This window comes from Micromonospora pattaloongensis, from assembly GCF_900107255.1.
GTDB lineage: Bacteria > Actinomycetota > Actinomycetes > Mycobacteriales > Micromonosporaceae > Micromonospora_I > Micromonospora_I pattaloongensis.
In genome coordinates, this window is the sequence record NZ_FNPH01000001.1 from 337,755 (window position 1) to 363,461 (window position 25,707).

Sequence of the window (25,707 nt, forward strand, 5' to 3'; positions counted from 1 at the left end):
CCGCCGCCTTCCGGACGTGGATCAGCGCTCGCTGATGCAGACGCTAGGGGGTCCGTCGGCGACGGACAAGACGCGTCCGGCAACCGGTCGCACCGACTACGACAGCGAAAGGGTGGATTCCGGGGCGTACGGATCGTCGTTCCTCGGCCGCTTACGGCGGAACAGGATCGCCGCCAGCAGGCCGCCCAGGAAGCCGAACAGATGCCCCTGCCACGACACCCGTGTGTCGGTCGGAAGAATGCCGATCAACTGCCAGCCGTAGAGCAGGCCGACCAGCAGCACGACGGCGAAATTCCACCAGGTGCGCTCGACGATGCCCCGCATCAGCAGCAGCCCGAGGTAACCGAAGACCACCCCGCTGGCGCCGACCACCACCGTGTTCGGCGAACCGGTGAACCAGACACCGAGCCCGCTGACGAACATGATGACCAGGGTGGAGAAGAGGAACCGGCGCGGGCCCGGGGCCAGCACGAACGTGCCGAGCAGGATGAGCGGCACGCTGTTGCCGTAGAGGTGGTCGAAGCCGTGGTGCAGGAACGGCGCGAAGAAGACGCCGTCGAGCCCCTCGAGGTTCCAGGGGACGATGCCGACCGCGACGTCGAAGTTTCCGGCCAGCCAGACGTCCAGGGCCTCGATGGCGAAGAGCACCGGTACCACCGCGCACATCGCCACGAAGGCCCGGCCGAGGGAGGCGTAGAACGCCTCGGTGCCGAACCGGTTGGGATCGCCACCACCGGACGCCGCGTCGAAGACCATCCTCAAGTAGCTATCAGGTCCGTTCGGCCGCTGCCACCCGAGTGCCCGTCGGACACCGCCCGGGCAATCGGAAAGCGGGGCACGAACCGACGGTTCGTGCCCCGCTTTGTCGCCGAACGGCTGGTGCCAGCCGGTGGTCTGGTACCAGCCGGTGGTTTAGTACCAGCCGGTGTTCTGGAAGTGCGACCACGCCCCGCACGGGGTGTCGAACCGGTCCTTGATGTAGCCGAGGCCCCACTCGATCTGGGTGGCCGGGCTGCTCTGCCAGTCGGCGCCGGCGGACCCCATCTTGCTGCCCGGCAGCGCCTGGGGGATCCCGTACGCGCCGGTGGAGGGGTTGCTCGCGCGGTGGTTCCAGCCGCTCTCCTTGGTCCAGAGCTTGTCCAGGCACGGCATCTGGTCCAGCTTGAACCCGCTGTCGAGCAGCAGGGCGCACCCGATCGCGCGGTTGCCGCTGTACTCCTTGCAGGAGGCCGGGATCGGCCCGGCGTACGGCTTCGTCGCGGTGCTGGCGTTCGCGGCCGCGGCGCGCTTCTTGCGGCTGGCCGCCTCCTCCGCGCGCCGGGCCCGCTCGGCCTCCGCCTTGGCGACCGCGGCGGCCTTGCGCGCCGCCTCGTATTCGGCCGCCCGGCGCTCGGCGGTGGTCACCATCTGCGCGCGGTGCTGGTCCTTCATCAGTTGCTGCTCTGCCCGGTCGGCCCGGGAGGCCAACTCGGCGTGGACCGCTTGCTGCTGCACTTTCCGGTTGTCGCCGAGGTAGTAGCCGCCGACGACACCCACACCAAGCAGGGTGACGGCGAGCGCCCGGACACCGAACCGGCTCAACAGCCGACTCACGAAGTGGTCCCTTCGTCGGGGGCAAGGACACGACGCGACCACGGTCCGATCGGGACCGGCGCGGGCGGGCCGGCCCCGGGAGGGGACGGCCGGCAGCGCATCGGCTACGTCGCGAGCGTGCGATCCTCGCAGATCGCGACCCGCCGGCTCTGTCGAGTCGGCCGGACCACCGCCGTCGACGTTCGACCGGGGTCGATGTCTCTGGCGGGTGGACGCTCGCAAGACACCATCGCGCACCGTGGGGCGGATGGAAAACCGCACACGCCTAATGTGACGTTGGACACGCCGCTTATCGGGGCGAATCAGGACAACACGAAAGCCGAGCACTCCCCTATCGGGGGAGATCCTCCAACAGATCCGTGACGACCTCCGCGATCGGCGACCGCTCCGACCGGGTCAACGTGACGTGCGCGAAGAGCGCGTGCCCCTTCAGCGCCTCGATCACCGCGGTCACACCGTCGTGCCGCCCCACCCGCAGGTTGTCCCGCTGCGCCACGTCGTGCGTCAGCACCACCCGCGAGCCCTGACCGATCCGGGAGAGCACGGTGAGCAGCACGTTGCGCTCGAGCGACTGAGCCTCGTCCACGATGACGAACGCGTCGTGCAGGCTGCGCCCGCGGATGTGGGTCAGCGGCAGCACCTCCAGCATCCCGCGCGCGATCACCTCGTCCATCACGTTCTCGTGCACCACCGCGCCGAGCGTGTCGAAGACGGCCTGCGCCCACGGCGACATCTTCTCGGCCTCCGAGCCCGGCAGGTAGCCGAGCTCCTGACCGCCCACCGCGTAGAGCGGCCGGAACACGATCACCTTCTTGTGCCGCCGCCGCTCCATCACCGCCTCCAGCCCGGCGCAGAGCGCCAGGGCCGACTTGCCGGTCCCCGCCCGGCCGCCGAGCGAGACGATCCCGATCGACTCGTCGAGCAGCAGGTCGAGCGCGACCCGCTGCTCGGCCGAGCGGCCCCGCAGCCCGAACGCCTCCCGGTCGCCGCGTACCAGCCGGACCGTCTTGTCCGGCAGCACCCGGCCGAGCGCGGAGCCGCGCGGCGAGTGCAGCACCAGCCCGGTGTGGCAGGGCATCGCCGCGGCCTCGTCGAGGTCGAGCGCGTCGCCGCCGTACAGCTGGGTCATCTGCTCCTCGCCGAGCGCCAGCTCGGCCATCCCGGTCCAGGTCGCGTCGCTCGCCTGGCCGTGCCGGTACTCGTCGGCGGTCAGGCCCACCGAGGCGGCCTTGACCCGCAGCGGCATGTCCTTGCTGACCAGCGTCACGTCGCGGCCCTCGGCGGCGAGGTTGAGCGCGACGGAGAGGATCCGGGTGTCGTTGGAGTCGTTGCGGAATCCCGGCGGCAGCGCGCCGTCGTCGGCGTGGTTGAGCTCCACCCGCAGCGTCCCGCCGAGGTCGTTGGCCGGCACCGGCTGGTCGAGCCGCCCGTGCTTGACGCGGAGCTCATCGAGGACGCGCAACGCCTGTCGCGCGAACCAGCCGAGCTCGGGATGGTGCCGTTTCCCCTCCAGCTCTGAGATCACCACGAGCGGCAGCACGACCTCGTGCTCGGCGAACCGGTGGAACGCCGCCGGATCGGAGAGCAGGACAGAGGTATCGAGGACGTAGGCCCGCGCCGCTGGTGCGGGCTCCGGACGGTCGTCGGCGGTACCGGCGGGGCGGCGGCGACCGTTGCGGGCGCGGCCGGTGGCCGAAGGGGCGGTCGGGTCCGAGTTGGCCCGGGAGTTGGTACGGCGAGTCGTCACAGGCCTGCTCCGGCGGGCGTGCATCCGCCTCCGCCCGCATTCCGCCACGTCCGGTGCCCGGCGCACGGGGTCGGATGCGGGCCCCGTGGCGCAACGTCGCAGGTCCGGGCCGGCCGGCTGGCCCGGGAGAACCCCGCGCCATGCGTAGACGCTAGCGGCCGGAGACCGATTCGGGCTAGAGCAAACAGCCCTCAACATCAACAGTTCACCGCACGCACGAGGAGAGGCCGGCCGGGGACCCCGCGGGGTCCCCGGCCGGCCGGGAGGGACGGCCGGGATGCGTGCCCCCTGCGCGCATCCCGGCCGATGGGATCACCATCACCGGTCTGACGGTGATCCCGCACGGTGCGTGTCCGCCGCGGACAACGCACCGCGATCGCGGGTGACCGCTCACCCCACCACGTCGCCGGCTACAACTGCCGCCCGGCGAGCGCTTCGGTGGAGTGCCGTCCGCCGTTGGTCGCGGCCCCCGCGAAAGAGGCGCCCGTGTACGTCGTTCCTCGACGCACGGCGGTGTGGGCGTTGTTGGGTGTCGTGGGTGATGGCACCGCCAACACCGAGGCGATAGCCGCCTGCGCCTCCCGACGCCGGCGGTTCCAGGCCCCCCGGTCGCCGTCGAAATAACCCTGCCGGTACCCGAAGCGGTACCCGATCCGGTAGCTGAGCTGTCCGTGCAGCCGTCCCGCCGCGTAGCTGGAGGAGCCGAGCAGCAACACCAGGAAGATCGCGAAGAACGGGCTCATGCGCGCTCCCCCGCTCGCGCCCGGCTCATGTCTCCTCCGACTCGAACGACATGGGGTCGTCGGTGAGCAGCCGGTCCACGTCCTGGGTGCTCACCTCCTCCACCAGCTCGACGCTGATTCGACAGCCGTCGAGCACCACCTCGGCGATCGATGCCCGCCGGATCTCGCCGCCCGCGTCGTAGACTCGGACGCTCAGCTCCGGACAACCCAGGTGCGCGCGCCACGAGTTCCATTCCGCCCGGTCTCCGACGTTGAGGGAGAGGTACCGGCAGCCCCGGGCGAGGTACATCCGCCAGGGGGCACTCAGTCCGGCGGCCACCCCTTCAGCGATCAACCCGAATGCCTGGGCACGGGTAGCGAGTTCCGTCACCGCTTCACTCCTGTCCCGTAGGAGTGACGATTCTGACCACAGATCGTCTCAAGCACGTGACACAGCCTAAGACGTCACGTATGCGTGACAGCATCAGCTTTTCGGACGATTAGCGCCGGCCCTACGTCGAACTAGTCTGTCCGTGTGCCACCCCTCATTTCAAGGAAGACATGGTTATCGGAGCGGCGTGAACAACTGTCACGTACGCAATACAAACCGGATCATGGCGCGGGTGGCCCCGAGAACGGGTCGTACCGTCACCCGATGCCCGACAGCTCTGCGGGGCGGAAGATCGCGTTTGCCGCCTTCGTACGCAAAGCGCTCAAGGACGCCCGGGAGACCCGCGCCTGGACCGGGTCCGAGGTCTCCCGCCGCACCGGCGTCTCCCGCCAGACCGTCAATCGGTGGGTACGGGGCGAGTGGGCCAGCGACCCGGAGGCGGAACGCGTGGTCGCCTTCTGCGAGGGGCTCGGCATCGACCCGCTCGTGGCGTTCGGCGTACTGGGGTGGGACCGCACGGCGCCGGCCCGACCGGTCCCCGCGGCGCCCCCGATGGACCCTGACGTGGAGGCGCTGCTGCGCCGGCTGGTCGACCCGAACGTCTCCGACGCGGAGAAGTTCCACATTCGAGAGACCGTTCGGTACCTCGCCTACCGGCCCCCGCTTCCGGCCGAACCCCGCAGAGGCCCCAAACGCGCCGGGTAGTTGCGCAGATGGCGAAAGAACCCTGCCCGAGACCCCGCGTTCGGCCCCGCATACACGCCCCGTCACGCTAGCGTGCCTCTCCGTACTGCTTGGGCTCGTCGACGGCGGGGGGACGGGACAAAGCCGCACACAAGCCCTGCGGGACAGAAGGAGGGGTCTCGTCCATGGCCCTCAAGTGGACAGCGATTGTGGTGTCATCGGTCGCGGTGACGCTCTGCACCACGGCCAACGTTCTGGTCGCGGTGCTCCGGGCCGGCGACGTGCCGATCGTCGTGAACATGTTCGCCATCGCGTGCGCCTCGGTGGGCGCGCTGGTGGCTGTCATCGCCGACCTGCACGACCGGCTCAACGGCCGGATGACGGCGCTCACCGAGTTCCTCGTCGCCCGCCTCAACGAGCTCGACAACCACACCGGCGACCGCAACGCCGGCTTCGTCGAGGGCTATCTGCTCAGCCACGGCCAGGACGCCGCGGTGGTCCAGATGGCGCCCCGGATGCACGGGCGGCGGGCGATGACCGGAGGGGACGACTGACCGGTCGATCCTCGGAATACTGACCGGTTGATCCCCAGGAATACTGACCGGTTCATCCTCGGAATAGTGGAGGTGACATGCGGGTACGCTGGCGGCCGTGCGGCCGTCTAACGCGGGCAACCTCAGCCTGACCCGTCCCCTCACCGCCGAGCAGGCCTGGCGGGTGACCAGTGAGCGAGCAGCCCGCTGTCTGCTGTTCTTCGACTTCGACGGCACGCTGGCCCCGGTGATGGATGACCCCACCGCCGTGCAGCCGGCCCCCCACGTGCTCACCGCGATCGACGCCCTTGCCGGGGTGGTCCAACGGATCGCGATCGTCTCCGCCCGACCGGTCGAATTCCTCCGCGAACAGTTCTCGTCCGTGCCGCACGTCGACCTCTACGGCCTCTACGGCCTCGAGCACAGCCACGACGCCGGGCCGACCGTCACCGAGCCGATGGCGCTGCCGTGGGTGCGTCCGATGGCCGAGCTCGCCGACCGGGCACGCGCCGAGCTACCGCCCGGGACGCTGGTCGAGTACAAGCGGCTCTCGGTCGCCCTGCACTACCGGACCGCCCCCGAGACGTCCGCCGTCATCGAGGCGTGGGGCGCCGCCCAGGCCGAACGGCTCGGGCTCCGCGTGCAGGCCGGCCGGATGGTGGTCGAGCTGAAGCCGCCGGTGGACCGCGACAAGGGCATGGTGATCGGCGAGGCCGTCAAGTCCGCCGGCTGCGCGTGGTACTTCGGCGACGACGTCTCGGACATCAAGGCGTTCACCGCGCTGCGCGCCCGGGAACAGGCCGATCCCGAGTTCTTCGGGGTGTGCGTGGCGGTCGCCAACCCGGAGACCGGCCAGGAGGTCTCCTCCGCCGCCGACATCACGATCGAGTCCCCTGAGGCGCTCGGCGACTTCCTGACCTCCGCCGTCCGCGCCCTCACCTGACTCTCTCCCCGCCACACCCCGCCCGTCCGCCGCGCAACGGCGGTCAGGCGCCGTAGCGGCGTTGGCGGTTGGCATACGAGCGCAGGGCGCGCAGGAAGTCGACGTGCCGGAAGTCCGGCCAGTTGACGTCGCAGAAGTAGAACTCGGAGTGCGCCGACTGCCACAGCAGGAAACCGGAGAGCCGCTGCTCGCCGCTGGTCCGGATGACGAGGTCCGGGTCCGGCTGACCGCGGGTGTAGAGGTGCTCCGCGATGTGGTCCACGTCAAGGACCTCGGCCAGCTCCTCGATGGTGCCGCCGGCCGCGGCATGCTCCTGCAGCAACGACCGCACCGCGTCGGCGATCTCGCGCCGCCCGCCGTACCCGACCGCGATGTTGACCTGCGCGCCGCCGGCCCGTCCCTGGGTGCGCTCCTCGGCGGCCTTGAGCGCGACCGCGGTCTGCGCCGGGAGCAGGTCGAGCGCGCCCACCATGCGCAGCCGCCACGGGTTGCCGTCCTCGGCGAGCTCGGTGACGAGGTCCTCGATGATCTGCAGCAGCGGGTCGAGCTCGCTCGCCGGCCGGCGCAGGTTGTCGGTGGCGAGCAGGTAGAGGGTGACGTGTCCGATGCCGGCCTGGTCGCACCAGTTCAGCACGTGCTTGATCTTGGCTGCGCCGACGCGGTGGCCGTCGTTGGGATCGACGTACCCCATTTCCCGCGCCCACCGGCGGTTGCCGTCGCACATGACGCCGACGTGCCGCGGCACCGGCTTGCCGGCCAGCTTCGCCGTCAAGCGCCGCTCATATACCGAGTAGAGCAGGTCCCGCAGAGTCATCCCCAGCAGACTAGCGACCGGGCCGACGCGACCGCTATCGGCTACCGACGAAGCACGAACCGGCCCGTGGGCGAGCGGCTCACCCCCACCGACGGCGCGCGGCGGATACCGCCCCAACGTTACCCGTAGAACACGACGGCGGCCCAGCGCGGAACGCAGGACCGCCGTCGCGGGTCGGGTCAGCGCTCGGCGTCGAGCCGCGCCTTCAGCGCGTCCAGCTCGGCCCAGAGCACGCCCGGCAGCTTGTCACCGAACTTCTCGAACCACTCGGTGATCTGCGGAATCTCGGCCTTCCATTCGTCGGCGTCGACCCGCAGCGCGGCCTCGATCTGCTCGCGCGTGACGTCCAGGCCGGTCAGGTCGAGCGCGTCGGCGGTGGGTACGAACCCGACCGGGGTCTCGACCGCCGCGCCGCGCCCGTCGAGCCGCTCGACGATCCACTTCAGGACACGCGAGTTCTCGCCGAAGCCCGGCCACAGGAAGCCGCCGTCGGCGTCCCGGCGGAACCAGTTGACGTAGAAGACCTTCGGCAGCTTCGCGGCGTCACCGTCGACGCCCTTGCCCATCTCGATCCAGTGCCGGAAGTAGTCGCCGGCGTGGTAGCCGATGAACGGCAGCATCGCCATCGGGTCGCGGCGCACCACACCGACCTGGCCCGCGGCCGCGGCGGTCGTCTCGGACGACAGCGTGGCCCCCATGTACACGCCGTGCACCCAGTCGCGTGCCTCGGTGACCAGCGGGATCGTCGTCTTGCGCCGCCCGCCGAACAGGATCGCGTCGATCGGCACGCCCTTCGGGTCGTGGTACTCGTCGGCGAGGATCGGGCACTGGGTGATCGGGGTGCAGAAGCGGCTGTTCGGGTGCGACGAGGGCTGGTCGCTGTCGGGCGTCCAGTCGTTGCCCTTCCAGTCGGTCAGGTGGGCCGGCGGTTCACCCATCCCCTCCCACCAGATGTCCCCGTCGTCGGTGAGCGCGACGTTCGTGAAGACCGAGTTGCCGCGGTCGAGGGTGCGCATCGCGTTGGGGTTGGTCTTCCAGTCGGTGCCCGGCGCGACGCCGAAGAGGCCGTACTCGGGGTTGACCGCGTAGAGCCGGCCGTCCTCGCCGAACCGCATCCACGCGATGTCGTCGCCGATCGTCTCGACCTTCCAGCCCGGGATGGTGGGCTCGAGCATCGCGAGGTTGGTCTTGCCGCACGCGGACGGGAAGGCGCCGGCGATGTAGCGCACCTGCCCCTCGGGCGAGGTCAGCTTCATGATCAGCATGTGCTCGGCGAGCCAGCCCTCGTCGCGGGCCATCACGCTCGCGATCCGCAGCGAGTAGCACTTCTTGCCGAGCAGGGAGTTGCCGCCGTAGCCGGAGCCGTACGACCAGATCTCGCGGGTCTCGGGGAAGTGCGAGATGTACTTGGTCCGGCTGCACGGCCACGGCACGTCCGCCTGGCCGGGCTCGAGCGGCGCGCCGATCGAGTGCAGGGCGGGGACGAAGTCCGCGTCGTTCCCCATCGCCGCCAGCACCGTCGCGCCCATCCGGGTCATGACGCGCATCGAGGCGACCACGTACGCGCTGTCGGTGATCTCGACGCCGAACATCGGGTCCTCGGCCTCGAGCGGTCCCATGCAGAACGGGATCACGTACATGGTGCGGCCGCGCATGCATCCCCGGTAGAGCTCGGTCATGGTGCGCTTCATCTCGGCCGGCGCCATCCAGTTGTTGGTGGGGCCGGCGTCGGCGGGGTCGACCGAGCAGATGAAGGTGCGCTCCTCGACGCGGGCGACGTCCGTGGGGTCGGTGCGGGCCCAGAAGGAGTTGGGCTTGCGCTCCGGGTCCAGCCGGACCAGGGTGCCGGCGTCGACGAGTTCGTCGGTGAGCCGGTGCCACTCGGCCTCGGAGCCGTCGACCCAGACGATCCGGTCCGGCGTCGTCAGCTCGGCGACCTCGTTGACCCAGGACAGCAGCTTCGGATGGGACGTCGGTGCGTCCGCGGGGCCGCGGACGGTGGCCGGAGCAGTCATGACTTTCTCCTTGTGGTCGACGTTGACCCGGTTCAACGGATACGCAGCATCGGCGGGCGATTGACGCCGCGCCTGTACGAAATCCTGGGGGTTTGGCTCAGCGTAAACCGATGCACCGTTCAGGACATCGGGAGCGGTTGTGAAGAACTGCACAAGGTCCGGCCTGCCTGCAGTAACGCGAGTTTTTCCCCGCCGCGGCGCGCACTTTCGCGCAAATGTTTCAGATAGATCACTCGGGGCCGTTGCCGATCACGGTTTCCGGGCGTTGATCTATTCGTCGGACGCACCCCTTCCGTCTCCCCGCCAGGTGCCATAAGGTAGCGCGAAAGGGGCTTTACGGCCTAAAAGCCACATCCTCCCCCACGCCCTGGAGGCGGCCCGTGCCCACCCAGATCGACCTGAGCGACACGGATCTGCTCGACGCGGTTCGCGCCGGGGACACCGGCGCCTACGAGGAGCTGTATCTGCGGCATGCCGGGGCGGCGCGCGGGCTCGCGTACGCGCTCGTGAGCGACACGGCCGACGCGGAGGATCTCGTGGCGGAGACCTTCGCGAAGGTGTTCGCGACGCTTCGCGCCGGCCGCGGCCCGCAGTTGGCCTTCCGGGCGTACCTCTGCACGACCCTGCGACACATCCGGTACGACCGGCTGCGACACGAGCGCCGGCTGGAACTCACCGACGACCTCACCCGGTACGAGTCCGGCGTGCCCTTCGACGACACGGTGATCGACCAGATGGAGCGCGCCTACGCCGCGCGGGCGTTCGCGCAGCTGCCGGAGCGCTGGCGGGAGGTGCTCTGGCACACCGCCGTCGAGGGCGAGCCCCTCACCCTGCTCGCGCCCCGGCTGGGGCTCACCCCCAACGCCGTGGCCGCGCTCGCGTTCCGGGCCCGCGCCGGGCTGCGCCAGATGTACCTGCAGGAGCGCGCCCGCGACGCCGGCGACGTACGCCGACACGCCGCGACGTGCCGGCGTCCGCTGCGGCGGGGCCAACTGGACGGCTGATCCCCGCAGACCGACAGGTTCTTCACAGTCGTCCGAGCGGCCGATCCCGGTCCGACATAGCCGGTACGCTCGACGTCGTGCCTGCGACCGCCACCGGCGAGCCACCCGTGTCCTCTGGTTCGAGGCACCGGCTGCTGCACGCCCTCCGCGACCGGTTCGGCCACCTCGTCCACGAGGTGGGCAAGTTCGGCGCGGTCGGCGGGGTGTCGTTCATCGTCGATATCGCGCTCTTCAACGTCTTCCGGCTCGCACTCGGCATGGAGGTGCTGGCCGCGAAGACGCTGTCGACCACGGTCGCCGCGACGATCGCGTTCGTCGGCAACCGGTTCTGGACGTGGCGGCAGCGGGAGCGCTCCGGGCTGGCCCGCGAGTACGGCCTCTATTTCTTCTTCAACGCGGTCGGGCTCGGCATCGGGCTGGCCTGCGTGGCGGTCAGCCACTACGGACTGGGCGGCATCTGGCCCGGCGCGTTCCGCACGGCGCTCGCCGACAACATCTCCGCGAACGTCGTCGGCGTCGCGCTCGGCACCCTGTTCCGGTTCTGGGCCTACCGACGGTTCGTCTTCGTCGGGGCCCCCACACGCGCGGCGTCCTCCTCCATCACGAAGAGTCACTAGGGGCGTGACGTCGCCCCCACCCGGTTCAGGTTGTCACGTATCGATCGTCCGACTGCCGTATGGTGTCCGAATGCGTCTTGTCCACCTGCTACCGGAACGTTGGCAGAAGCTGTTGCACGAGGCGCTCAAGTTCGGCGCTGTGGGCGGCATCAACACCGTCGTCAACTACGCAGTGTTCAACGCGCTCGCGCTGACGGTCTTCGCCGACGGCCAGCTGAAGGCGACCGTGATCGCCACGTTGGTCGCGACCGTCTCGTCGTACTTCATGAACCGGCACTGGACGTACCGGGACCGGCCGAAGTCGGCGGTGCGCCGCGAGTACACCCTGTTCTTCCTCTTCAACGCGACCGGTCTGCTCATCGAGCTGGGCGTGCTGGCGATCGCGAAGTACGGCTTCGGCGTGGAGAGCCTGCTCGCGCTGAACATCGTCAAGACCATCGGGCTCGTCTTCGGCACGGCGTTCCGGTTCTGGGCGTACCGGACCTTCGTCTTCCGGCTGGCGCCGCCCGCCGCTGCGAAGACCGACGACGGCGACGTCCTCGCGGAGCTGGACCCGGTGGCCGAGCTCGCCGAGGCCGTCACCGAGTTCGAGGAGGCGTCGGAGGAGCCCGCGCGGCCGCCGTCGCAGCGCGACTTCGACCGGCTGACGGCCGACCTCGCGGACCCGATCGACGTCGAGCTGGAGGTCGAGATCGCCAGCCGCCGCCCGGCCGCGCGCTGACGCCACGCCGGTGCGGTCCGGAACGGGCTCCCAACCCGAGCTGTTCTTCGAGGACCTGACGCCCGGTCACGCCTTCGATCTGGGCGTCACGGCGGTGGACGAGGCGGAGATGCTGGCGTTCGCCCGACGTTTCGACCCGCAACCACCGCACCTGCCCGCCGCGCCGGGGCGGCGGGGCCGCCCCGAACCCCCGGTCGCGAGCGGCCTGTTCATCCTCGGCCTGTTCATGCGGGCGTACGTCGACCACGTGCTGGCGCGGGCGGCCACGGACGCCTCTCCCGGCATGGACGAGGTCCGGTGGCTCGCGCCGGTGCACGCCGGGGACCGGCTCGCGGCGCGGCTGACGGTGCTCGGCGCGACGGGCTCGACGGTGCGGCAGGGGTTCGGCGCGGTGACGCTCGGCGGGACGATGACCCGCCTCGACGCGCAGGACCGCCCCGAGCGGGAGGTCCTGCGGACGAGGTTCCGCGGGTGGTTCGCGCTGCGCGAGTAGCGCTGTGCCGCTACGCGCGCTCGGCGCGCGGCGCGCCGTCCCGCACCTCCTGCATGATCTCGCGCATCTCGTCGTCGCCGAGGGTGTGCTTGTCGTGGTTCGCCTCGATCAGCTCGTAGAGCATGGTCTGCACCCGTTCCACACGCGGGATGTCGGTCAGCACCGACTGTCCGCGTTCGCCGGCGGACTCGATCGTCAGGGTGCCGCAGCCGAGCAGTCGCTCGATGAACCGCTGGCTCATCGAGTGGTCGTTGACCCGGCCGAGCGGAATGTCCCGGCGGTCCCGCGAGAGCACCCCGTGCTGCAGCAGCACGCGCTCGTTCGTGAAGACGTAGTGCGTGGTGCGCCAGACCAGGAACGGCCAGAGGCTCAGCCAGAGCATGACGAGCAGCGCGACCGCCGCGATCGCGTACAGCCCGATGGTGCCGGCGTTGGTCTGGGGCAGCAGCACGAAGCCGGCCACCACCGCGGCCAGGGCGAGGATCACCACGGCGACCGGCCGGACCATCGCCTTCCAGTGCGGGTGCAGGTGCAACTCGACGTGCTCGTCGGCGGTGAGCACGTCCTCGGGGAAAGCCACGCCAGCCTCCTCTTGGCCCGGTCCGGCCGGTGGCGTCCGGCCGGCGGATCGATTCGATCAGCGCTGACCGTACTGGCTCCCCGCCCCCCACGCCGGCACCCACACGTCGCGTCCTCCCGTTATGCGCGGAAAGGAGGTCAGCGGAGGTGGAGGATGTCGGCGGCGGCGATGGGGTGGCCGGCGCCGCCGGCCTCGATCACCAGGCGGCCGTCCGGGTCCACCGCCGTCGCCAGCCCCGTCAGTTCCTCGCCGGAGGGGAGGATGGCGCGCACGTCGCGGCCGAGGGTGCCGCAGTGCTCCATGTACGCCTCGCGCAGCCCGGACGCCCGGGCGTCGCCACCGGCCGCACGCCACCGCCCGTACCAGCGCTCGATCCCGCGCAGCAGCGCCCGCAGCAGCGGATCCCGATCCGTGGCCACCGCCCCGGCGAGCTGCAGCGAGGTGGCGGGCAGCCCGGTGGGGTTGCGCGGCAGCTCGTCGGCGCGGAGCGTGACGTTGAGCCCGATGCCCAGCACGACCGCGGGCACGTCGCCGTTCGGCACCGCCTCGGCGAGGATCCCGGCGCACTTCGCCCCGTTCACCAGCAGATCGTTCGGCCACTTCAGCTCGGCGGGCAGCTCGGCCAGCCGGGACACCGCCTCGACGAGCGCGACGCCCGCCAGCAGCGGCAGCCAGCCGTACCCGGTGGGGGACACCGGCCGCCAGCCGCGGTCCGGCGCGGCCGCTCCGGGCCGAAGCAGGACGCTGGTCGCGATTCCGGCCCGCGGCGGCGACGTCCAGGTCCGGCCCAGCCGTCCCCGGCCGGCCGACTGCCGCTCGGCCACCACGATCAGCCCCTCGGGCTCGCCCGCCCGCGCCGCCTCGGCGGCGTCCGCATTGGTCGATGCGGTTTCGCGCCGCACGTCCAGGCGCGTCCACAGACCGTCCGGTGTGATCAGCGCGCGCTGCAGGTTGCGCGGGTTGAGCGGTGGACGGTCCAGATCGGTGTACGGCGACCCCGGCATCCGGTCAGCCTACGGCCCGGAATTGAGGGGAAATCCACACCCGGCGGCATCCGCACCCGACTGAACCATCGTTACGATCCTGGCGTGACTGCACAGCGGAGCGCGGCCGAGATCAACATCCACACCACCGCCGGCAAGCTGGCGGACCTGGAGCGGCGGGTCGACGAGGCGGTGCACGCCGGTTCGGCGCGCGCGGTCGAGAAGCAGCACGCCCGGGGCAAGAAGACCGCCCGTGAGCGGATCGAGCTGCTGCTCGACGAGGGCTCGTTCGTCGAGCTCGACGAGCTGGCCCGGCACCGGTCGACCAATTTCGGGCTGGAGAAGAACCGCCCGTACGGCGACGGCGTGGTGACCGGCTACGGCACCGTCGACGGGCGCCAGGTCTGCGTCTTCGCGCAGGACTTCACGGTCTTCGGCGGATCGCTCGGCGAGGTCTTCGGCGAGAAGATCGTCAAGCTGATGGACCTGGCGATGAAGACCGGCTGCCCGGTCGTCGGCATCAACGACTCCGGCGGCGCCCGCATCCAGGAGGGCGTGGTCAGCCTCGGCCTCTACGGCGAGATCTTCTTTCGCAATGTCCGCGCCTCCGGCGTGATCCCGCAGATCTCGCTGGTCATGGGCCCCTGCGCGGGTGGCGCGGTCTACTCCCCCGCGGTCACCGACTTCACCGTGATGGTCGACCAGACCTCGCACATGTTCATCACCGGCCCCGACGTGATCAAGACGGTGACCGGCGAGGACGTCGGCTTCGAGGAGCTGGGCGGGGCGCGCACCCACAACACGAAGAGCGGCAACGCGCACTACCTCGCCAGCGACGAGGAAGACGCGATCGAGTACGTCAAGGCGCTGTTGTCGTACCTGCCGAGCAACAACCTCGACGAGCCGCCGGTCTACGAGGCGGACGCGGTGCTGGACGTGACCGATGAGGACCGGGAGCTGGACACGCTGATCCCGGACTCGGCGAACCAGCCGTACGACATGCACCGGGTGATCGAGCACGTCCTGGACGACGGGGAGTTCCTGGAGGTCCAGCCGCTCTACGCGCAGAACATCATCGTCGGCTTCGGCCGGGTCGAGGGCCGCCCGGTGGGCGTGGTCGCCAACCAGCCGATGCACTTCGCCGGCACCCTCGACATTGCCGCCTCGGAGAAGGCGGCCCGCTTCGTGCGCACCTGCGACGCCTTCAACCTGCCGGTGCTCACCTTCGTCGACGTCCCCGGCTTCCTGCCCGGCACCGGCCAGGAGTGGGACGGCATCATCCGGCGCGGCGCGAAGCTGATCTACGCGTACGCCGAGGCGACCGTCCCGAAGGTCACGGTGATCACGCGGAAGGCCTACGGCGGGGCGTACGACGTGATGGGCTCCAAGCACCTCGGCGCCGACCTGAACTTCGCCTGGCCGACCGCGCAGATCGCGGTGATGGGCGCCCAGGGCGCGGTCAACATCCTCTACCGCGCCGAGCTCGCCGCCGCCGATGACCCGGCCGTGGTGCGCGCGCAGAAGATCCAGGAGTACGAGGACACGCTCGCGAACCCGTACGTCGCGGCCGAGCGCGGCTACGTCGACTCGGTGATCGCCCCGGCCGAGACGCGCAGTCAGGTCGTGCGCGGCCTGCGGATGCTGCGGACGAAGCGGGAGACACTGCCGCCGAAGAAGCACGGCAACATTCCGCTCTAGCCACGGGGATCAGCCGCTCGAACTCCCCCGGATCCTGGCGCTACCGCGTTAGGCCGTCGACGAGCGGAACGGCGAGCAGCCCCGCGCCGGCGCCGAGCGCCGCCACGGTGATCAGCCCGAAGAGGCCGACCCAGAACAGGCCGGGCACCCGGGTGAGCCGCGCCAACTGGTCCGCGTCCGACTCCGGCTGCTGCCCCCGCCAGCGCAGGGTCTGCAGCTCACCCACGGGCCGCACCCCGCCCAGCAGCAGGAACCACACCCCGGTGTACGCGAACGCCGCCTGCACCTCCGGCGGCGCGAACCACGACACCCCGAAAACGATCGCCGTGGTGACCACGATCGACACGATGCCGAAGAAGTTGCGGATCATCACCAGCATGGCGAGCAGCAGCGCCACGGCGATCCACAGCAGCAGGGTGATCCGGTTGCCGCTGAGCAGCCACGCACCGGCGAGCCCGATCAGGGACGGCGCGATGTAGCCGGCGAGCAGCGTGAAGACCATGCCCGGCCCGGTCGGCCGGCCCGCCGAGAGCGTCAGCCCGGAGGTGTCCGAGTGCAGCCGGATGCCGCGCAGCTTGCGCCCGGTGAGCAGCGCGACCAGCGCGTGTCCGCCCTCGTGCGCGATCGTGATGGCGTTACGGGCGATCCGCCACGGCACCCGGGCCGCGACGACGAGCAGAGCCAGCGCCGCGGTGAACAGCACGAGCAGCGGGGGCGGGTCCGGCTGCACCCCGAAGAGCCGGTCCCACAGTTCAGTCAGCCCATCGATCGACACAGCGAGCGAGCCTAGCCCACGTGCCCGGGTCCGCATCTCTGCTGATCTCGCCGTTTGGTGTGGAAGACTCGGACCGTGGCGTCGACGGCAGGAGGTGAACAGCGTGACCGTTCTGCCGCTTGAGCCGCATATCGGCCCTTGGACGGAAGCCGAATATTTCGCCCTCGGGGAGACTCCCAACCGGATCGAACTCCTCGACGGGAGCCTGATCGTGAGCCCTGCGCCGAGCAAGCGCCATCAGCATCTGTCACGTCGCCTCGCGAACGCGATCGAGAGTTCGGCCTCGCCCCTGGGCCTGTCGGTGTTCGAGGCCGTCAACGTCCGGCTACGCACCGACCGCATCGCGATTCCCGACCTCGTCGTCGCGGATACGGATGACGAGGGAGCAGTGGTCGAGGCAGGCGAAGTTCGTCTCGTCGCGGAGATCGTGTCGCCCAGCAACGCCGCCGCCGACCGCGTCGTGAAGATGCAGCTCTACGCGATCGCCCGCATCCCGTGGTACCTCCTGGTCGAGCCCGACGACGCCACCCTCAGCCTGCGGCTGCTCCGCCTTGACGGGGGGCATTACGTCGAGCACGCGGTGGCCAAGTCCGGGGAAACACTGCGGATGGCAGCTCCCTTCCCGATGGAGATTGACCTGTCGTCGCTGCAGTCCAGGTAGCGGCGGTCGTCGTTCTCTCCCGTGTTCGTGTTCGTGTTCGTGTTCGTATTCGTGTTCGGCTCCCTTTGCTCTGCTTACGTATGGGAAACACCCGCCGTCCGCTGTTCGGACGGCGGGTGATTCCTGAGGTAAGCAGAGCAAAGGTCGACGCCGACGCGTTGGTTCACGCAGCCCCGCGGGGTTTGGGTGCATCTGTTGTCGCTATAGCAGCAACAGATGCACCCACACCCTGCGAGTGACCCGCCGAGTCAGCTGTTCCGCTCGGCGACGAACACGCCAACGCCCGGCACACCCTCGATCAGCCCAGTCGCCTTCAGCCAGTTGATCGCTCCACGGACGACTGTGATCGACACCGAATACTGCTGCCGCAGCTCGGTCGTGCTCGGCAACTGATCGCCGGGACGCAGTTCACCTGACTCGATCTGCGCCTTGATGTCGTCGATGATCTTCTGAGTCTTTGAGGTCGCCACCGCATCTCCCTGGTCCGCGGACCCATCTGATCACGGGGCGACCTCGAACTACAAGCTTCAGGAAACACCTGGCTACACCATGTGTTGCCTTATGCATAATGCTGCGCTAGGTTCAACTACGTCGATTCCCTGGTCCGCAGCCGAGGATCGGCTCTCCGCGCGGCGGCTCGCTCTCCCCGTGTGCCCGCGGGCCGTCGCGCCACCCCTCTGGTCCGGAGGTGAGATGTGGAGCGCGACCGCGCGATGCTCATCATCGAGCGACACCAGCCGTCGCCCCTCTGGCGGCTACTACACATCGTCCGCTGCGTGCACTGCCGCGGGCGCTGGCCATGCCCGCCCTACCTGGAGGCCCGTACCGCGGTGTTGAATCACGACCGGCAGGACGTGGCCGACCTCGTACGCCGAAACAACCGCGAGCCGGGGTCGTGCTGAATGCCGCCCACCGTGCAGGTCACCGTCACGCTCACGCCCGGACTCGACGGCTGGGTGGAGACCGAGCGGGACGCGCCCCCCATCCTGGCCATCGAGGCCGGTGGCACCGAACTGTGTCTGGTGCTCGCCTCCGACCACGTCACCGCCCACGACGCCGACGCCGCACGGCGGCTCGCCGAACTCATCGCGGCCTTCGCCGCCCGGGTGGCGGCGCGGGTGGCCTGACGCGCGGCGGCGGCAGCGGGATCGGTTATCACGTCCGACGTCGATAACTGGTCCGGCTGCCGCCCTCGCATTCGCGTTTCTACACCGGGGTCACATCCTGCGCCGGGTCGAGGCCGGGACCACGACCCGAGCAGGCACCCGACGTTCGGGTACGCCACGGCGCAGCAACAGGAAGGCACCAGCCGCGGCGACGGCCACGGTGGCGACTCCAGCGATCGCCAGCAGCAGCGTCGCGAGGCCCACACTCGCCACGAGCAGGACCACGTCGGCCACCGCCACCAGCATCCAGAGCGCCAGCTTCGGTTTCGCCGTTTGCAGTCGAGGACTCAAGTCGCACCTCCTTCCGTCGTACGGGGTTTACTACCCCTGCTACGAGAAGGTCATGCCGCCTTCCCCCGAACGGGTTTGAACCCGCGGGCGATCACGTCGTAGTCGGCGAGGCTCTGCCGCCACGTCGACTCGGGGGTCTCCCAGTAGAGCGCGTACGCCTTGTCCTTCGCGGCGATGAAGCCACGGTTGCGGACGTGCATCCGCGTGCCGTTGTCGCCGGTGTGCAGCCACTCCCAGTCGGCTGCCTTCACGCCGTAGTCCACGGCGCGGATCTGTCCGACGCGCTGGTAATCGCGTTCCGTCGAGCGCCGGTAGTCTTCCTTCGACTTCCAGTCCGCCACCGGATCGGGCTGCGGCGAGTCCGTCTGGTCGATCATCAACATCCGGCCACCGCTGGGGTCGACGAAGATGACCCGCCCGTCGGCGTCCCGGCTCACCTGCCACCCGTCCCGGATCGGCACGGCGAAGCCGGTGGGGTCCCGGTGCATCCGCCAGCCGGCCGGCAGCACGAACTCCGGCGCGCCGGTCGGCTGCGCGGTCGGCTGCGCGGCGCTCGGGGCCGCCGCGGTCGGGCTCGGCCGGGACGTCGCGGAAGCCTGCGGCGCCGGAGCGCTGGCCGCGCCGGTCGGCGTGGCAGCGGACGTTCCCCCGGCCCGTTGCCCGCCCTCGTCGTCGCTCCGCGACGACAGGACCACCACTACGGCCAGGACCAGCAGCGCGACGACCGCGGCGGCGGCGCCGAGGATCCGCTTGTCGCGCCGGAGGCCCGTCCGGACCGCGACCGACCCGGAGGTACGGGGAACCGCCGCGACGGCAACAGCCTTGGGCGGCGACTGCTGGGCACCCGACCCGGACGCGTCGACAGCGCTGCGTGCCGGTGCGGCCTCCCCGATGGCGGCGGCGCCAGCCCCACCGGTGGCGGCATCGTCGCGCGACTCGTCAACCGAGCTCCCGGCGGCACGGTCGCGCGACTCATCAGCCGAACTCGCGGCGGCATCGTCGCGTGCCTCTTCGGACGAATCCGCGGCCGAACCGTCGCGTGCGTCTCCGGCCGAGCCTTCGGCGGCGGGCGCCTCGTCAGCGGAGCGCGCGTCGTCAGCGGTGGTCGGGGTCTTCGACGCCGCGTCGACCGGGCCGGTACCGGACGCCGCGTCCTCGTCGGCAGCCGGCTTCTCCGATGATTCCGATCCACCGTCCGGGGTAATGATCGTGGGCACCGACGACGCCTCAGCCGCGGGCGCGTCGGTCGGGGGCACGACGGCGGTCGGGGGCTCCGCGTCCGCCGCGCGCGTCGGCTCCGTGGCGCGCTCTGCCGCGCGCTCCGGCTCCGGGGTGTCCGGCGCCGACTCGGGCGCCGGCGCCGTCGCGGCGGCCGCGTCCGACGCGACGGGCGGCGCATCCGTCAACGTGGGGGGCAACTCCGGCGAGGGCAACTCCGGCGAGGGCAACTCCGGCGAGGGCAATTCCGGCGGAGCCAACGGCGGTGGCGGCGTCACCAGCGCCGCCATCGGCGGCGGCGACACCGGCGCTACCTCGGAGACCTCGGCGGGCGGGCGCTGCACCGGGAGCAGCGGAGTGCGCGGCTCGCGCGGCTTGCCCAGCGGACTCGGTCGGCGTACCCCGTCAAGCAGTGACCTCGTCACGCGCGGCCGTTTGCCGGACGCGCGCCGCAACAACCGCTCCGCCTCGTCCGCCTTCATCCGAAGAGCCGGATCCTTGCGCAAGAGTCCACTGAGGACCGGCTTGAGCGGACCTGCGTGCTTCGCCGGCGGCGGGGGCTCGGTCGCGAGCGCGGCGAGCGTCCCGATCGCCGACGGCCGCGCGTACGGCGACTGCCCCTCGACGGCCGCGTACAGCGTCGCGCCGAGCGACCACATGTCCGCCTCGGGACCGGCACTGCCGGTCCGGGCGCGCTCCGGCGCGATGTAGGCCGGCGACCCGAGCACCAGGCCGGTGCGGGTCACGTTGGGATCGCCGGGCACGGTGGCCAGGCCGAAGTCGGTGAGTACGACGCGGCCATCGTCGCCGAGCAACACGTTGCCCGGCTTGACGTCGCGGTGCATCACACCCGAGCGGTGCGCCGCGCGCAACGCGCCCAACACACCCAGGCCGATCTCGACCGCCCGCGCCGACGACACCGGACCATCCTTCGCCAGCACGTCCTGCAGCGAACGCGACGGCACGTACTCCATGACGATCCACGGATCCGCGTCGGTGCGCAGCACGTCGAAGACGCGGACCACGTTGATGTTGTTGAGCCGGGCGATCGCGCGCGCCTCCCGCAGCGACCGCTCCCGCATCTCACGCCGCTCGTCCGCGGTCAGCCCCGGCGGCGGCACCAGTTCCTTGATGGCCACGTCGCGGTGCAGCACCTCGTCGCGCGCCTTCCACACACGACCCATGCCGCCCTGACCGAGCGGCTGCACGAGCCGGTAACGGTCGGCGACGAGTTGCGTGTGCGCTGTGGACATCTCGCAAAACCTACCCGTCTGCGCCCAGCGTCACACTCGCGGGCATGTGCCACTGTGAGGCGTGCGTCATTGCCGTCGGTGCCGGCGAGTCGGTGCAACCTTCCGTCGGCCCGGCGCGTCGTACTCTCTTCGTATGTCTGACGCAGACCCGTCGTTCCGGGTTGTCCGCGGCACCCCGACCGCCGAGGAGTTGGCCGCCCTCGTCGGCGTGCTCGTGGCGCGCTCCGCGCCGGTCGCCGCGCCACCCCGGCCCACGCCGTCCGCATGGGCGCGCAGCGCCCGCCCCGCCAGCGCCGCCAACCACCCCGGCCCCGGCGCCTGGCGCGCCTCCGGCCTGCCCCGTTGACGCCCTACGGGGGCTGCAACATGTCGCACTGATTCGCTAGCCTCACCGTCGTACGGGGTTGTGGGCTGCCTGGGGAGGGGCGATGCTGCCGGAGGAAGACCGTCCGCCAGCCTGGCTGCGCGACTACGGGGACATCGAAGCCGACATCACGAAGATGGAAGAGTTCGCGGCGAGGCTGGACGCCGAGGTCCGCGAGAACTACGGCCCCCACGCGCAGTCCTTGTACGAGGACATGCAGGCCGAGATCCCCAGTCCGTACGCCGCGTTCCAGGAGTTGTCGGCCTTCGTCGTGACGCACAACAGCGCGCAGAGCAATCTCAGCAACACGGTCTGGGACTACCAGAACGCGACGGGCCGCTTCGCAACCGCAGCGACAGAGATCAGCGAGCGGTACCGCGGAAGCGACGCCTTCTCTGCCGCGCGCGTACGCGATGTCGAAAGCGCTCTCGCCCCCAGCCCCGACGGCTCGGTGCCCGCACCGCCATCGACCACGATGCCGGCACCGGAAATCACGACCGGTCCGGAGGCGTCCTGATGCACATCGCGGACGGTGGCGGCGGCTACGCGGGCACGACCAACTGGTTCGAGAAGCAGGTGCCCGGTATGTGGGCGCTGTTGGAAAACCAGGAGACGACCAACTACTACCGGAACGTCGCCGGCTGGAAGAAGGCCTGCGAACTGACCTCGCAGCACCTCTGGCGGTTGGAGGAGTACCGCGACAATCTCGCGGCGGCGTGGCCCCCGGAGAAGAGTGAGGCCTCCAGGGCCTTCATCGACCGGCTGAACAACCTGATCATCCACGTCAAGGAGACGTACGAGATCGCGGTCACCAACCACCGTGCGTTGAGCACGGCCAGCAGTGCGATCTACACGTCGCGGTACGACCTGAAGAAGATCTACGACGAGTACGTCCAGAAGCAGCAGCAGAAGCAGGAGTACGAGGAGCGGGTCGAGTTCGAGAGATCGTCTCAGCTGCCCGGTGTGGCACTGGGAGATCCGCCGGTAACGGACGCGGACCTGGAGCGGCTGAACAACCGAGCTCGGTCGATCATGTACTCGCTGAGCAGTTCCCTCGTCGAAGCAAAGATGCAGCTCAGGCAACCGGTCCCGATCTCAGGAGGTCGCGCTGTAGATACGCACGGCGGTGATGCATATGCGGGAGGCGGAGCACTTCCTCCGCCCCCGATTCCGCCAGTCGTGCCGATCCCGGGTCCGGGACCGTCGGCTCCGTTATCGCACGCCCCCGCGCCTACGCCGGCCCAAGTGGTTGTTACGCAGCCGCCCTCCTCGGTCGGCCCGGTCCTCGGCGGCGCGAGCCCCGTCACGACGCCGCCCCCGCCGGCGACGCCGCCCATCGCGCCTCCGGTGATCACACCGACTCCCGCGCCGGCCCCCGGCGTCATGCTCCCGCCCACTGCGCCGATCGGCCCCGGCGCTCCAGGGGGCAAGATCGGATCAACGTCACCGCTGACGCCTCCCCAGAATCGCGGAACGACAATTCCCGGAGTCGGCCATAACACGAAACCGGGCGGCGGCGTCGCCAACGGGATGCCCCGAGCAATGCCTCCCGGCGGACTCATCGGTGGCACTCCGGTCGCTGGTCTAGGACAGCACGGGGTGCCGCCGCAGGCCGCCCGCCGGGTAAATCCAGTGGGCGGAGTCATCGGCGGCCACGGCTTCGGCGCGCCCATGCAACCGGGCACCGGCCGACCCTTCTCCGCGCACGAGAGTCGATCAGGACAGGCTTTCCCTACACACGGCACCCCTTCGACACACCGCCGCAACAGCGCAAGACAGAGCGACGACGCTAAGCAGAGTCAACGATGGGACCCGGACAATCCGTGGGAGACCGACGAAGGCGTGACCGCTGTAGTACGGCCGTCCCGAGAAACGACCCGGATCGACCCAGGTCCTGCAATCGGCTTCGATCGGTGAAGTTTCGCTCATTGACGACGACTGCGGCGCTTTTCTGCGTCGCCGCCGTCACGCTTGCACCGGCCGCGCCAGCCCAGGCGGACCAGATCCGGAACAATCAATGGCATCTTGAATCGTTGAAAGTCGCCGACGCTCATCAAATAAGTCAGGGCGAGGGGGTCACCGTTGCAGTTATCGACACTGGCGTGACAGCCCATCTTGACCTTCGAAATAACGTTCTACCTGGAGTTGACCTAACAACGGGTGGCTCCAGTGATGGACGAGAAGATCAGGACGGACACGGCACGGGAATGGCGGGATTAATCGCCGCGCACGGCCGCAACGCTAGCGATGGGGCTCTAGGCATCGCACCAAAGGCCAAGATCCTCCCGGTTCGGTATGCGAGAACCGGGAGGATCAACGAAAACTATGGCGACAGCCTGGCTGCGGGCATTGAATGGGCGGTTAGCCATGGCGCAAAGGTAATAAGCATCTCGTGGTCCGGCGGCTCGTCTGCAAGGCTGGGTCGCGCCGTGACAGCGGCCATCGCGGCAGACATCGTCGTCGTCGCGGGCGCCGGCAACCGGCCCGATTCATATGCAGTGGGCTTTCCAGCAATGTACGAAGGTGTTGTCGCAGTTGGCGCGACGGATCGCAGCGGGAAACTGGGCAAGGCCTCCGTAACTGGGAAAGCCATGGTTATCACCGCGCCAGGTGAGGACATTTTCAGCACGGGGTTGGCGGGCCGTTACCGGAAGGGCACTGGCACGTCGGATGCCACCGCGATTGTGTCGGGGGCGGTTGCGCTGATTCGGAGCAAGTACCCGGACCTGTCGGCCAAGGAAGTGATTCACCGACTGACCGCTACGGCCACGGACAAGGGTGCGCCCGGCCGGGACCCGGAATACGGCTACGGCGTACTCGATCTCGTCGCGGCGCTGACCGCCGACGTGCCGCCGCTCGACGACGAGGCCAACGCAAGTGCCGCCCCGACCCCGTCGGCTGGCGGGACGGCCGTTCCGATGCCCCACGTATCCGGTAGCAAGACGACCACCCTGCTGATCACCCTCGGTGCGCTGATTGTCATCGGCGTTGTGATCACCTTGCTGGTCGTACGCTCTCGCCGTCGCCAGGGCACATGACGCCGGCGCGACCGGTAGCGTGATCGATCGTGCGTATGTCTAATCCGTTCCGGCTGGTGCTCGCGTCGGCGAGCCCGGCGCGGCGCAAGAGCCTGCAGGCGGCCGGCATCAATCCGGAGGTGCTGGTCAGCGGCGTGGACGAGTCGGTCGTGGAGGCCCCGGACGCGGAGACTCTCTGCCTGACGCTGGCACAGCTGAAGGCGGAGGCGGTGGCGCACCGGCTGCGGCCGGAGGCGACCAGCGGGCGCGACCTGGTGGTGTTGGGCTGCGACTCGGTGCTGGCGTTCGGTGGGGAGATTCTCGGCAAGCCGGCGGATGCGGACGAGGCGCGGACGCGCTGGCGGGACATGCGGGGCCGTTCCGGGGTGCTGCACACCGGGCACTGCCTGATCGACGTGTCGGGCGACGGCCGCGCCGAGGCGGTCGCGTCGACGACGGTGCATTTCGCGGACATCACCGACGCGGAGATTGAGGCGTACGTCAACACCGGCGAGCCGCTGCATGTGGCCGGCGCGTTCACGATCGACGGGCTGGGTGGGCCGTTCGTGGAGCGCGTCGAGGGCGACCCGGGGACGGTGGTCGGGTTGTCGCTGCCGCTGCTGCGCCGGCTGCTCGGTCGACTCGACCGAGACATCACCGACCTGTGGGACACGGACGTCGATGAGGACTAACGTCGCGGCATGACGACGAGGTCGATTCGCATCACCGAGGAGCTTCAGGCGTACGTCGTGGCGCACGGGACGCCCCCGGACGACGTGATGCGGGATTTGGCGGCGGAGACGTACACCGTCCTGCCGGAGTTCGCGGAGATGCAGGTGGCGCTCGACCAGGCGGCCTTCCTCACCCTGCTGGCGCAGATGGTGGGCGCGCGGCAGGCGGTCGAGGTCGGCACCTTCACCGGACTGTCGGCGCTGGCGATCGCCCGTGGTCTCGTTCCCGGCGGGCGGTTGACCTGCTTCGACATCTCGGAGGACTTCACGGCGATGGCGCGCCGCTACTGGGCGCGGGCCGGGGTGGCGGAGCGCATCGAGCTGCGGATCGGGCCGGCCGCGGACGGGCTGCGTGCCCTGCCGGCGGACCCGCACCTCGATCTCGCCTTCATCGACGCGGACAAGACGGGCTACCCGGTCTACTGGGCGGAACTGGTGCCGCGGATGCGTCCCGGTGGGCTGATCGCGGTGGACAACGTGCTGCGCGGTGGGCGGGTGCTGGCGCCGCAGGACGAGGGCGATCGCGCGATCGCGGCGTTCAACGAGGCGGTCGTCAACGACGACCGGGTCGACGTGGTGATGCTGCCGCTCGCCGACGGCCTCACCCTGGCGCGCCGGCGCTGACCGCCGCGCCGCGATCTTGCAGTTCTGGCCGGGGCAAAAAGTGCTAAAAGCGGGCAAACTCAGGGCCAC

28 protein-coding genes and 1 pseudogene are annotated in these 25,707 nt (G+C 70.1%); 16 read left to right on the plus strand and 13 right to left on the minus strand.

Annotation, left to right across the window (positions count from 1 at the left end; genetic code table 11):
* Positions 1-96: 96 nt before the first annotated feature.
* The 5 genes from BLW47_RS01650 to BLW47_RS01670 all read right to left on the minus strand — a co-directional run bounded on the left by BLW47_RS01650 (position 97) and on the right by BLW47_RS01670 (position 4,453).
* Positions 97-756 (minus strand): rhomboid family intramembrane serine protease, encoded by a 660-nt coding sequence (locus BLW47_RS01650; protein WP_091550486.1) that lies wholly within the window; start codon positions 754-756, stop codon positions 97-99.
* 156 nt (positions 757-912) lie between these two features.
* Positions 913-1,593: an aggregation-promoting factor C-terminal-like domain-containing protein gene (locus BLW47_RS01655; RefSeq protein WP_091550488.1), complete on the minus strand. Its 681-nt coding sequence runs from the start codon at positions 1,591-1,593 to the stop codon at positions 913-915.
* 331 nt (positions 1,594-1,924) lie between these two features.
* Complete coding sequence (gene phoH2, locus BLW47_RS01660) at positions 1,925-3,340, minus strand: RNA 5'-3' helicase PhoH2 (protein WP_091550491.1); 1,416 nt, start codon at positions 3,338-3,340, stop codon at positions 1,925-1,927.
* 410 nt (positions 3,341-3,750) lie between these two features.
* Positions 3,751-4,083 (minus strand): hypothetical protein, encoded by a 333-nt coding sequence (locus BLW47_RS01665; protein WP_091550494.1) that lies wholly within the window; start codon positions 4,081-4,083, stop codon positions 3,751-3,753.
* A 25-nt stretch (positions 4,084-4,108) separates the two neighbouring features.
* On the minus strand, positions 4,109-4,453 hold the full coding sequence (locus BLW47_RS01670; protein WP_091550496.1) for a hypothetical protein: 345 nt from the start codon (positions 4,451-4,453) through the stop codon (positions 4,109-4,111).
* A 264-nt stretch (positions 4,454-4,717) separates the two neighbouring features.
* Between BLW47_RS01670 and BLW47_RS01675 the strand changes: the two genes are divergently transcribed.
* From BLW47_RS01675 to otsB, 3 genes are all read left to right on the plus strand, one after another.
* Complete coding sequence (locus BLW47_RS01675) at positions 4,718-5,158, plus strand: helix-turn-helix domain-containing protein (protein WP_091550499.1); 441 nt, start codon at positions 4,718-4,720, stop codon at positions 5,156-5,158.
* A 164-nt stretch (positions 5,159-5,322) separates the two neighbouring features.
* Positions 5,323-5,691 carry a hypothetical protein gene (locus BLW47_RS01680; RefSeq protein ID WP_091550501.1) on the plus strand — a complete coding sequence of 123 codons (369 nt, stop codon included), beginning with the start codon at positions 5,323-5,325 and terminating at the stop codon, positions 5,689-5,691.
* A 97-nt stretch (positions 5,692-5,788) separates the two neighbouring features.
* The gene (gene otsB / locus BLW47_RS01685) at positions 5,789-6,613 is read left to right on the plus strand and encodes a trehalose-phosphatase (RefSeq protein WP_091550503.1); all 825 of its coding nucleotides are present in this window, start codon (positions 5,789-5,791) and stop codon (positions 6,611-6,613) included.
* Between the two features lie 43 nt (positions 6,614-6,656).
* Here otsB and BLW47_RS01690 read toward each other — a convergent pair whose 3' ends face one another.
* Together BLW47_RS01690 and BLW47_RS01695 are read right to left on the minus strand one after the other, a co-directional pair.
* Positions 6,657-7,427 (minus strand): isoprenyl transferase, encoded by a 771-nt coding sequence (locus BLW47_RS01690; protein ID WP_091550505.1) that lies wholly within the window; start codon positions 7,425-7,427, stop codon positions 6,657-6,659.
* Positions 7,428-7,606: 179 nt separating this feature from the next.
* Positions 7,607-9,442 carry a phosphoenolpyruvate carboxykinase (GTP) gene (locus BLW47_RS01695; protein ID WP_091552349.1) on the minus strand — a complete coding sequence of 612 codons (1,836 nt, stop codon included), beginning with the start codon at positions 9,440-9,442 and terminating at the stop codon, positions 7,607-7,609.
* A 380-nt stretch (positions 9,443-9,822) separates the two neighbouring features.
* Between BLW47_RS01695 and BLW47_RS01700 the strand changes: the two genes are divergently transcribed.
* The 4 genes from BLW47_RS01700 (at position 9,823) to BLW47_RS01715 (ending at position 12,277) form a co-directional block, all read left to right on the plus strand.
* Positions 9,823-10,446, plus strand: coding sequence for an RNA polymerase sigma factor (locus tag BLW47_RS01700; RefSeq protein ID WP_091550507.1), 624 nt, complete (start codon positions 9,823-9,825; stop codon positions 10,444-10,446).
* Positions 10,447-10,523: 77 nt separating this feature from the next.
* Positions 10,524-11,063: a GtrA family protein gene (locus BLW47_RS01705; RefSeq protein WP_091550509.1), complete on the plus strand. Its 540-nt coding sequence runs from the start codon at positions 10,524-10,526 to the stop codon at positions 11,061-11,063.
* Positions 11,064-11,133: 70 nt separating this feature from the next.
* Positions 11,134-11,784 (plus strand): GtrA family protein, encoded by a 651-nt coding sequence (locus BLW47_RS01710; RefSeq protein ID WP_091550511.1) that lies wholly within the window; start codon positions 11,134-11,136, stop codon positions 11,782-11,784.
* Between the two features lie 10 nt (positions 11,785-11,794).
* Positions 11,795-12,277: a MaoC/PaaZ C-terminal domain-containing protein gene (locus BLW47_RS01715; protein WP_217634765.1), complete on the plus strand. Its 483-nt coding sequence runs from the start codon at positions 11,795-11,797 to the stop codon at positions 12,275-12,277.
* 10 nt (positions 12,278-12,287) lie between these two features.
* On the opposite strand, the gene BLW47_RS01720 is transcribed toward BLW47_RS01715, so the two are convergent.
* Both BLW47_RS01720 and BLW47_RS01725 read right to left on the minus strand, forming a co-directional pair.
* Positions 12,288-12,857 (minus strand): PH domain-containing protein, encoded by a 570-nt coding sequence (locus tag BLW47_RS01720; protein ID WP_091550513.1) that lies wholly within the window; start codon positions 12,855-12,857, stop codon positions 12,288-12,290.
* A gap of 137 nt (positions 12,858-12,994) precedes the next feature.
* On the minus strand, positions 12,995-13,861 hold the full coding sequence (locus BLW47_RS01725) for a biotin--[acetyl-CoA-carboxylase] ligase (RefSeq protein WP_091550515.1): 867 nt from the start codon (positions 13,859-13,861) through the stop codon (positions 12,995-12,997).
* Positions 13,862-13,945: 84 nt separating this feature from the next.
* On the opposite strand from BLW47_RS01725, the gene BLW47_RS01730 reads away from it, so the two are divergent.
* A complete protein-coding gene (locus BLW47_RS01730) occupies positions 13,946-15,538 on the plus strand; it encodes an acyl-CoA carboxylase subunit beta (RefSeq protein ID WP_175543466.1) in 1,593 nt (530 codons plus the stop codon).
* A 40-nt stretch (positions 15,539-15,578) separates the two neighbouring features.
* Here the strand turns inward: BLW47_RS01730 and BLW47_RS01735 are convergent, their stop codons facing one another.
* Positions 15,579-16,313, minus strand: a complete 735-nt coding sequence (locus BLW47_RS01735) for a M50 family metallopeptidase (protein ID WP_245736270.1) — start codon at positions 16,311-16,313, stop codon at positions 15,579-15,581.
* A gap of 103 nt (positions 16,314-16,416) precedes the next feature.
* On the opposite strand from BLW47_RS01735, the gene BLW47_RS01740 reads away from it, so the two are divergent.
* Positions 16,417-16,974, plus strand: coding sequence for a Uma2 family endonuclease (locus BLW47_RS01740; protein ID WP_091552356.1), 558 nt, complete (start codon positions 16,417-16,419; stop codon positions 16,972-16,974).
* A 248-nt stretch (positions 16,975-17,222) separates the two neighbouring features.
* Here BLW47_RS01740 and BLW47_RS01745 read toward each other — a convergent pair whose 3' ends face one another.
* Positions 17,223-17,444 (minus strand): winged helix-turn-helix domain-containing protein, encoded by a 222-nt coding sequence (locus BLW47_RS01745; RefSeq protein WP_091550519.1) that lies wholly within the window; start codon positions 17,442-17,444, stop codon positions 17,223-17,225.
* 432 nt (positions 17,445-17,876) lie between these two features.
* Here BLW47_RS01745 and BLW47_RS01755 point away from each other — a divergent pair, with 432 nt between their 5' ends.
* On the plus strand, positions 17,877-18,101 hold the full coding sequence (locus BLW47_RS01755; RefSeq protein WP_091550523.1) for a hypothetical protein: 225 nt from the start codon (positions 17,877-17,879) through the stop codon (positions 18,099-18,101).
* A 90-nt stretch (positions 18,102-18,191) separates the two neighbouring features.
* Here BLW47_RS01755 and BLW47_RS01760 read toward each other — a convergent pair whose 3' ends face one another.
* Together BLW47_RS01760 and BLW47_RS25985 are read right to left on the minus strand one after the other, a co-directional pair.
* Positions 18,192-18,431 carry a hypothetical protein gene (locus BLW47_RS01760; RefSeq protein ID WP_245736272.1) on the minus strand — a complete coding sequence of 80 codons (240 nt, stop codon included), beginning with the start codon at positions 18,429-18,431 and terminating at the stop codon, positions 18,192-18,194.
* Between the two features lie 1,466 nt (positions 18,432-19,897).
* Positions 19,898-20,902, minus strand: a pseudogene (locus BLW47_RS25985) (serine/threonine-protein kinase); the annotation flags it as partial.
* Between the two features lie 133 nt (positions 20,903-21,035).
* On the opposite strand from BLW47_RS25985, the gene BLW47_RS01770 reads away from it, so the two are divergent.
* From BLW47_RS01770 to BLW47_RS01795, 6 genes are all read left to right on the plus strand, one after another.
* On the plus strand, positions 21,036-21,248 hold the full coding sequence (locus BLW47_RS01770) for an acyl-CoA carboxylase subunit epsilon (RefSeq protein WP_091550529.1): 213 nt from the start codon (positions 21,036-21,038) through the stop codon (positions 21,246-21,248).
* An 82-nt stretch (positions 21,249-21,330) separates the two neighbouring features.
* Positions 21,331-21,783 (plus strand): hypothetical protein, encoded by a 453-nt coding sequence (locus BLW47_RS01775; protein WP_091550532.1) that lies wholly within the window; start codon positions 21,331-21,333, stop codon positions 21,781-21,783.
* On the plus strand, positions 21,783-23,183 hold the full coding sequence (locus tag BLW47_RS24570; RefSeq protein WP_139307133.1) for a hypothetical protein: 1,401 nt from the start codon (positions 21,783-21,785) through the stop codon (positions 23,181-23,183). The genes BLW47_RS01775 and BLW47_RS24570 overlap by 1 nt, the downstream gene beginning before the upstream one ends.
* 11 nt (positions 23,184-23,194) lie before the next feature.
* Positions 23,195-24,304 (plus strand): type VII secretion-associated serine protease mycosin, encoded by a 1,110-nt coding sequence (gene mycP / locus BLW47_RS01785; protein WP_245736276.1) that lies wholly within the window; start codon positions 23,195-23,197, stop codon positions 24,302-24,304.
* A gap of 35 nt (positions 24,305-24,339) precedes the next feature.
* The gene (locus BLW47_RS01790) at positions 24,340-24,975 is read left to right on the plus strand and encodes a Maf family protein (protein WP_425435334.1); all 636 of its coding nucleotides are present in this window, start codon (positions 24,340-24,342) and stop codon (positions 24,973-24,975) included.
* Between the two features lie 9 nt (positions 24,976-24,984).
* Positions 24,985-25,638, plus strand: a complete 654-nt coding sequence (locus BLW47_RS01795) for an O-methyltransferase (RefSeq protein ID WP_091550544.1) — start codon at positions 24,985-24,987, stop codon at positions 25,636-25,638.
* Positions 25,639-25,707: the final 69 nt, after the last annotated feature.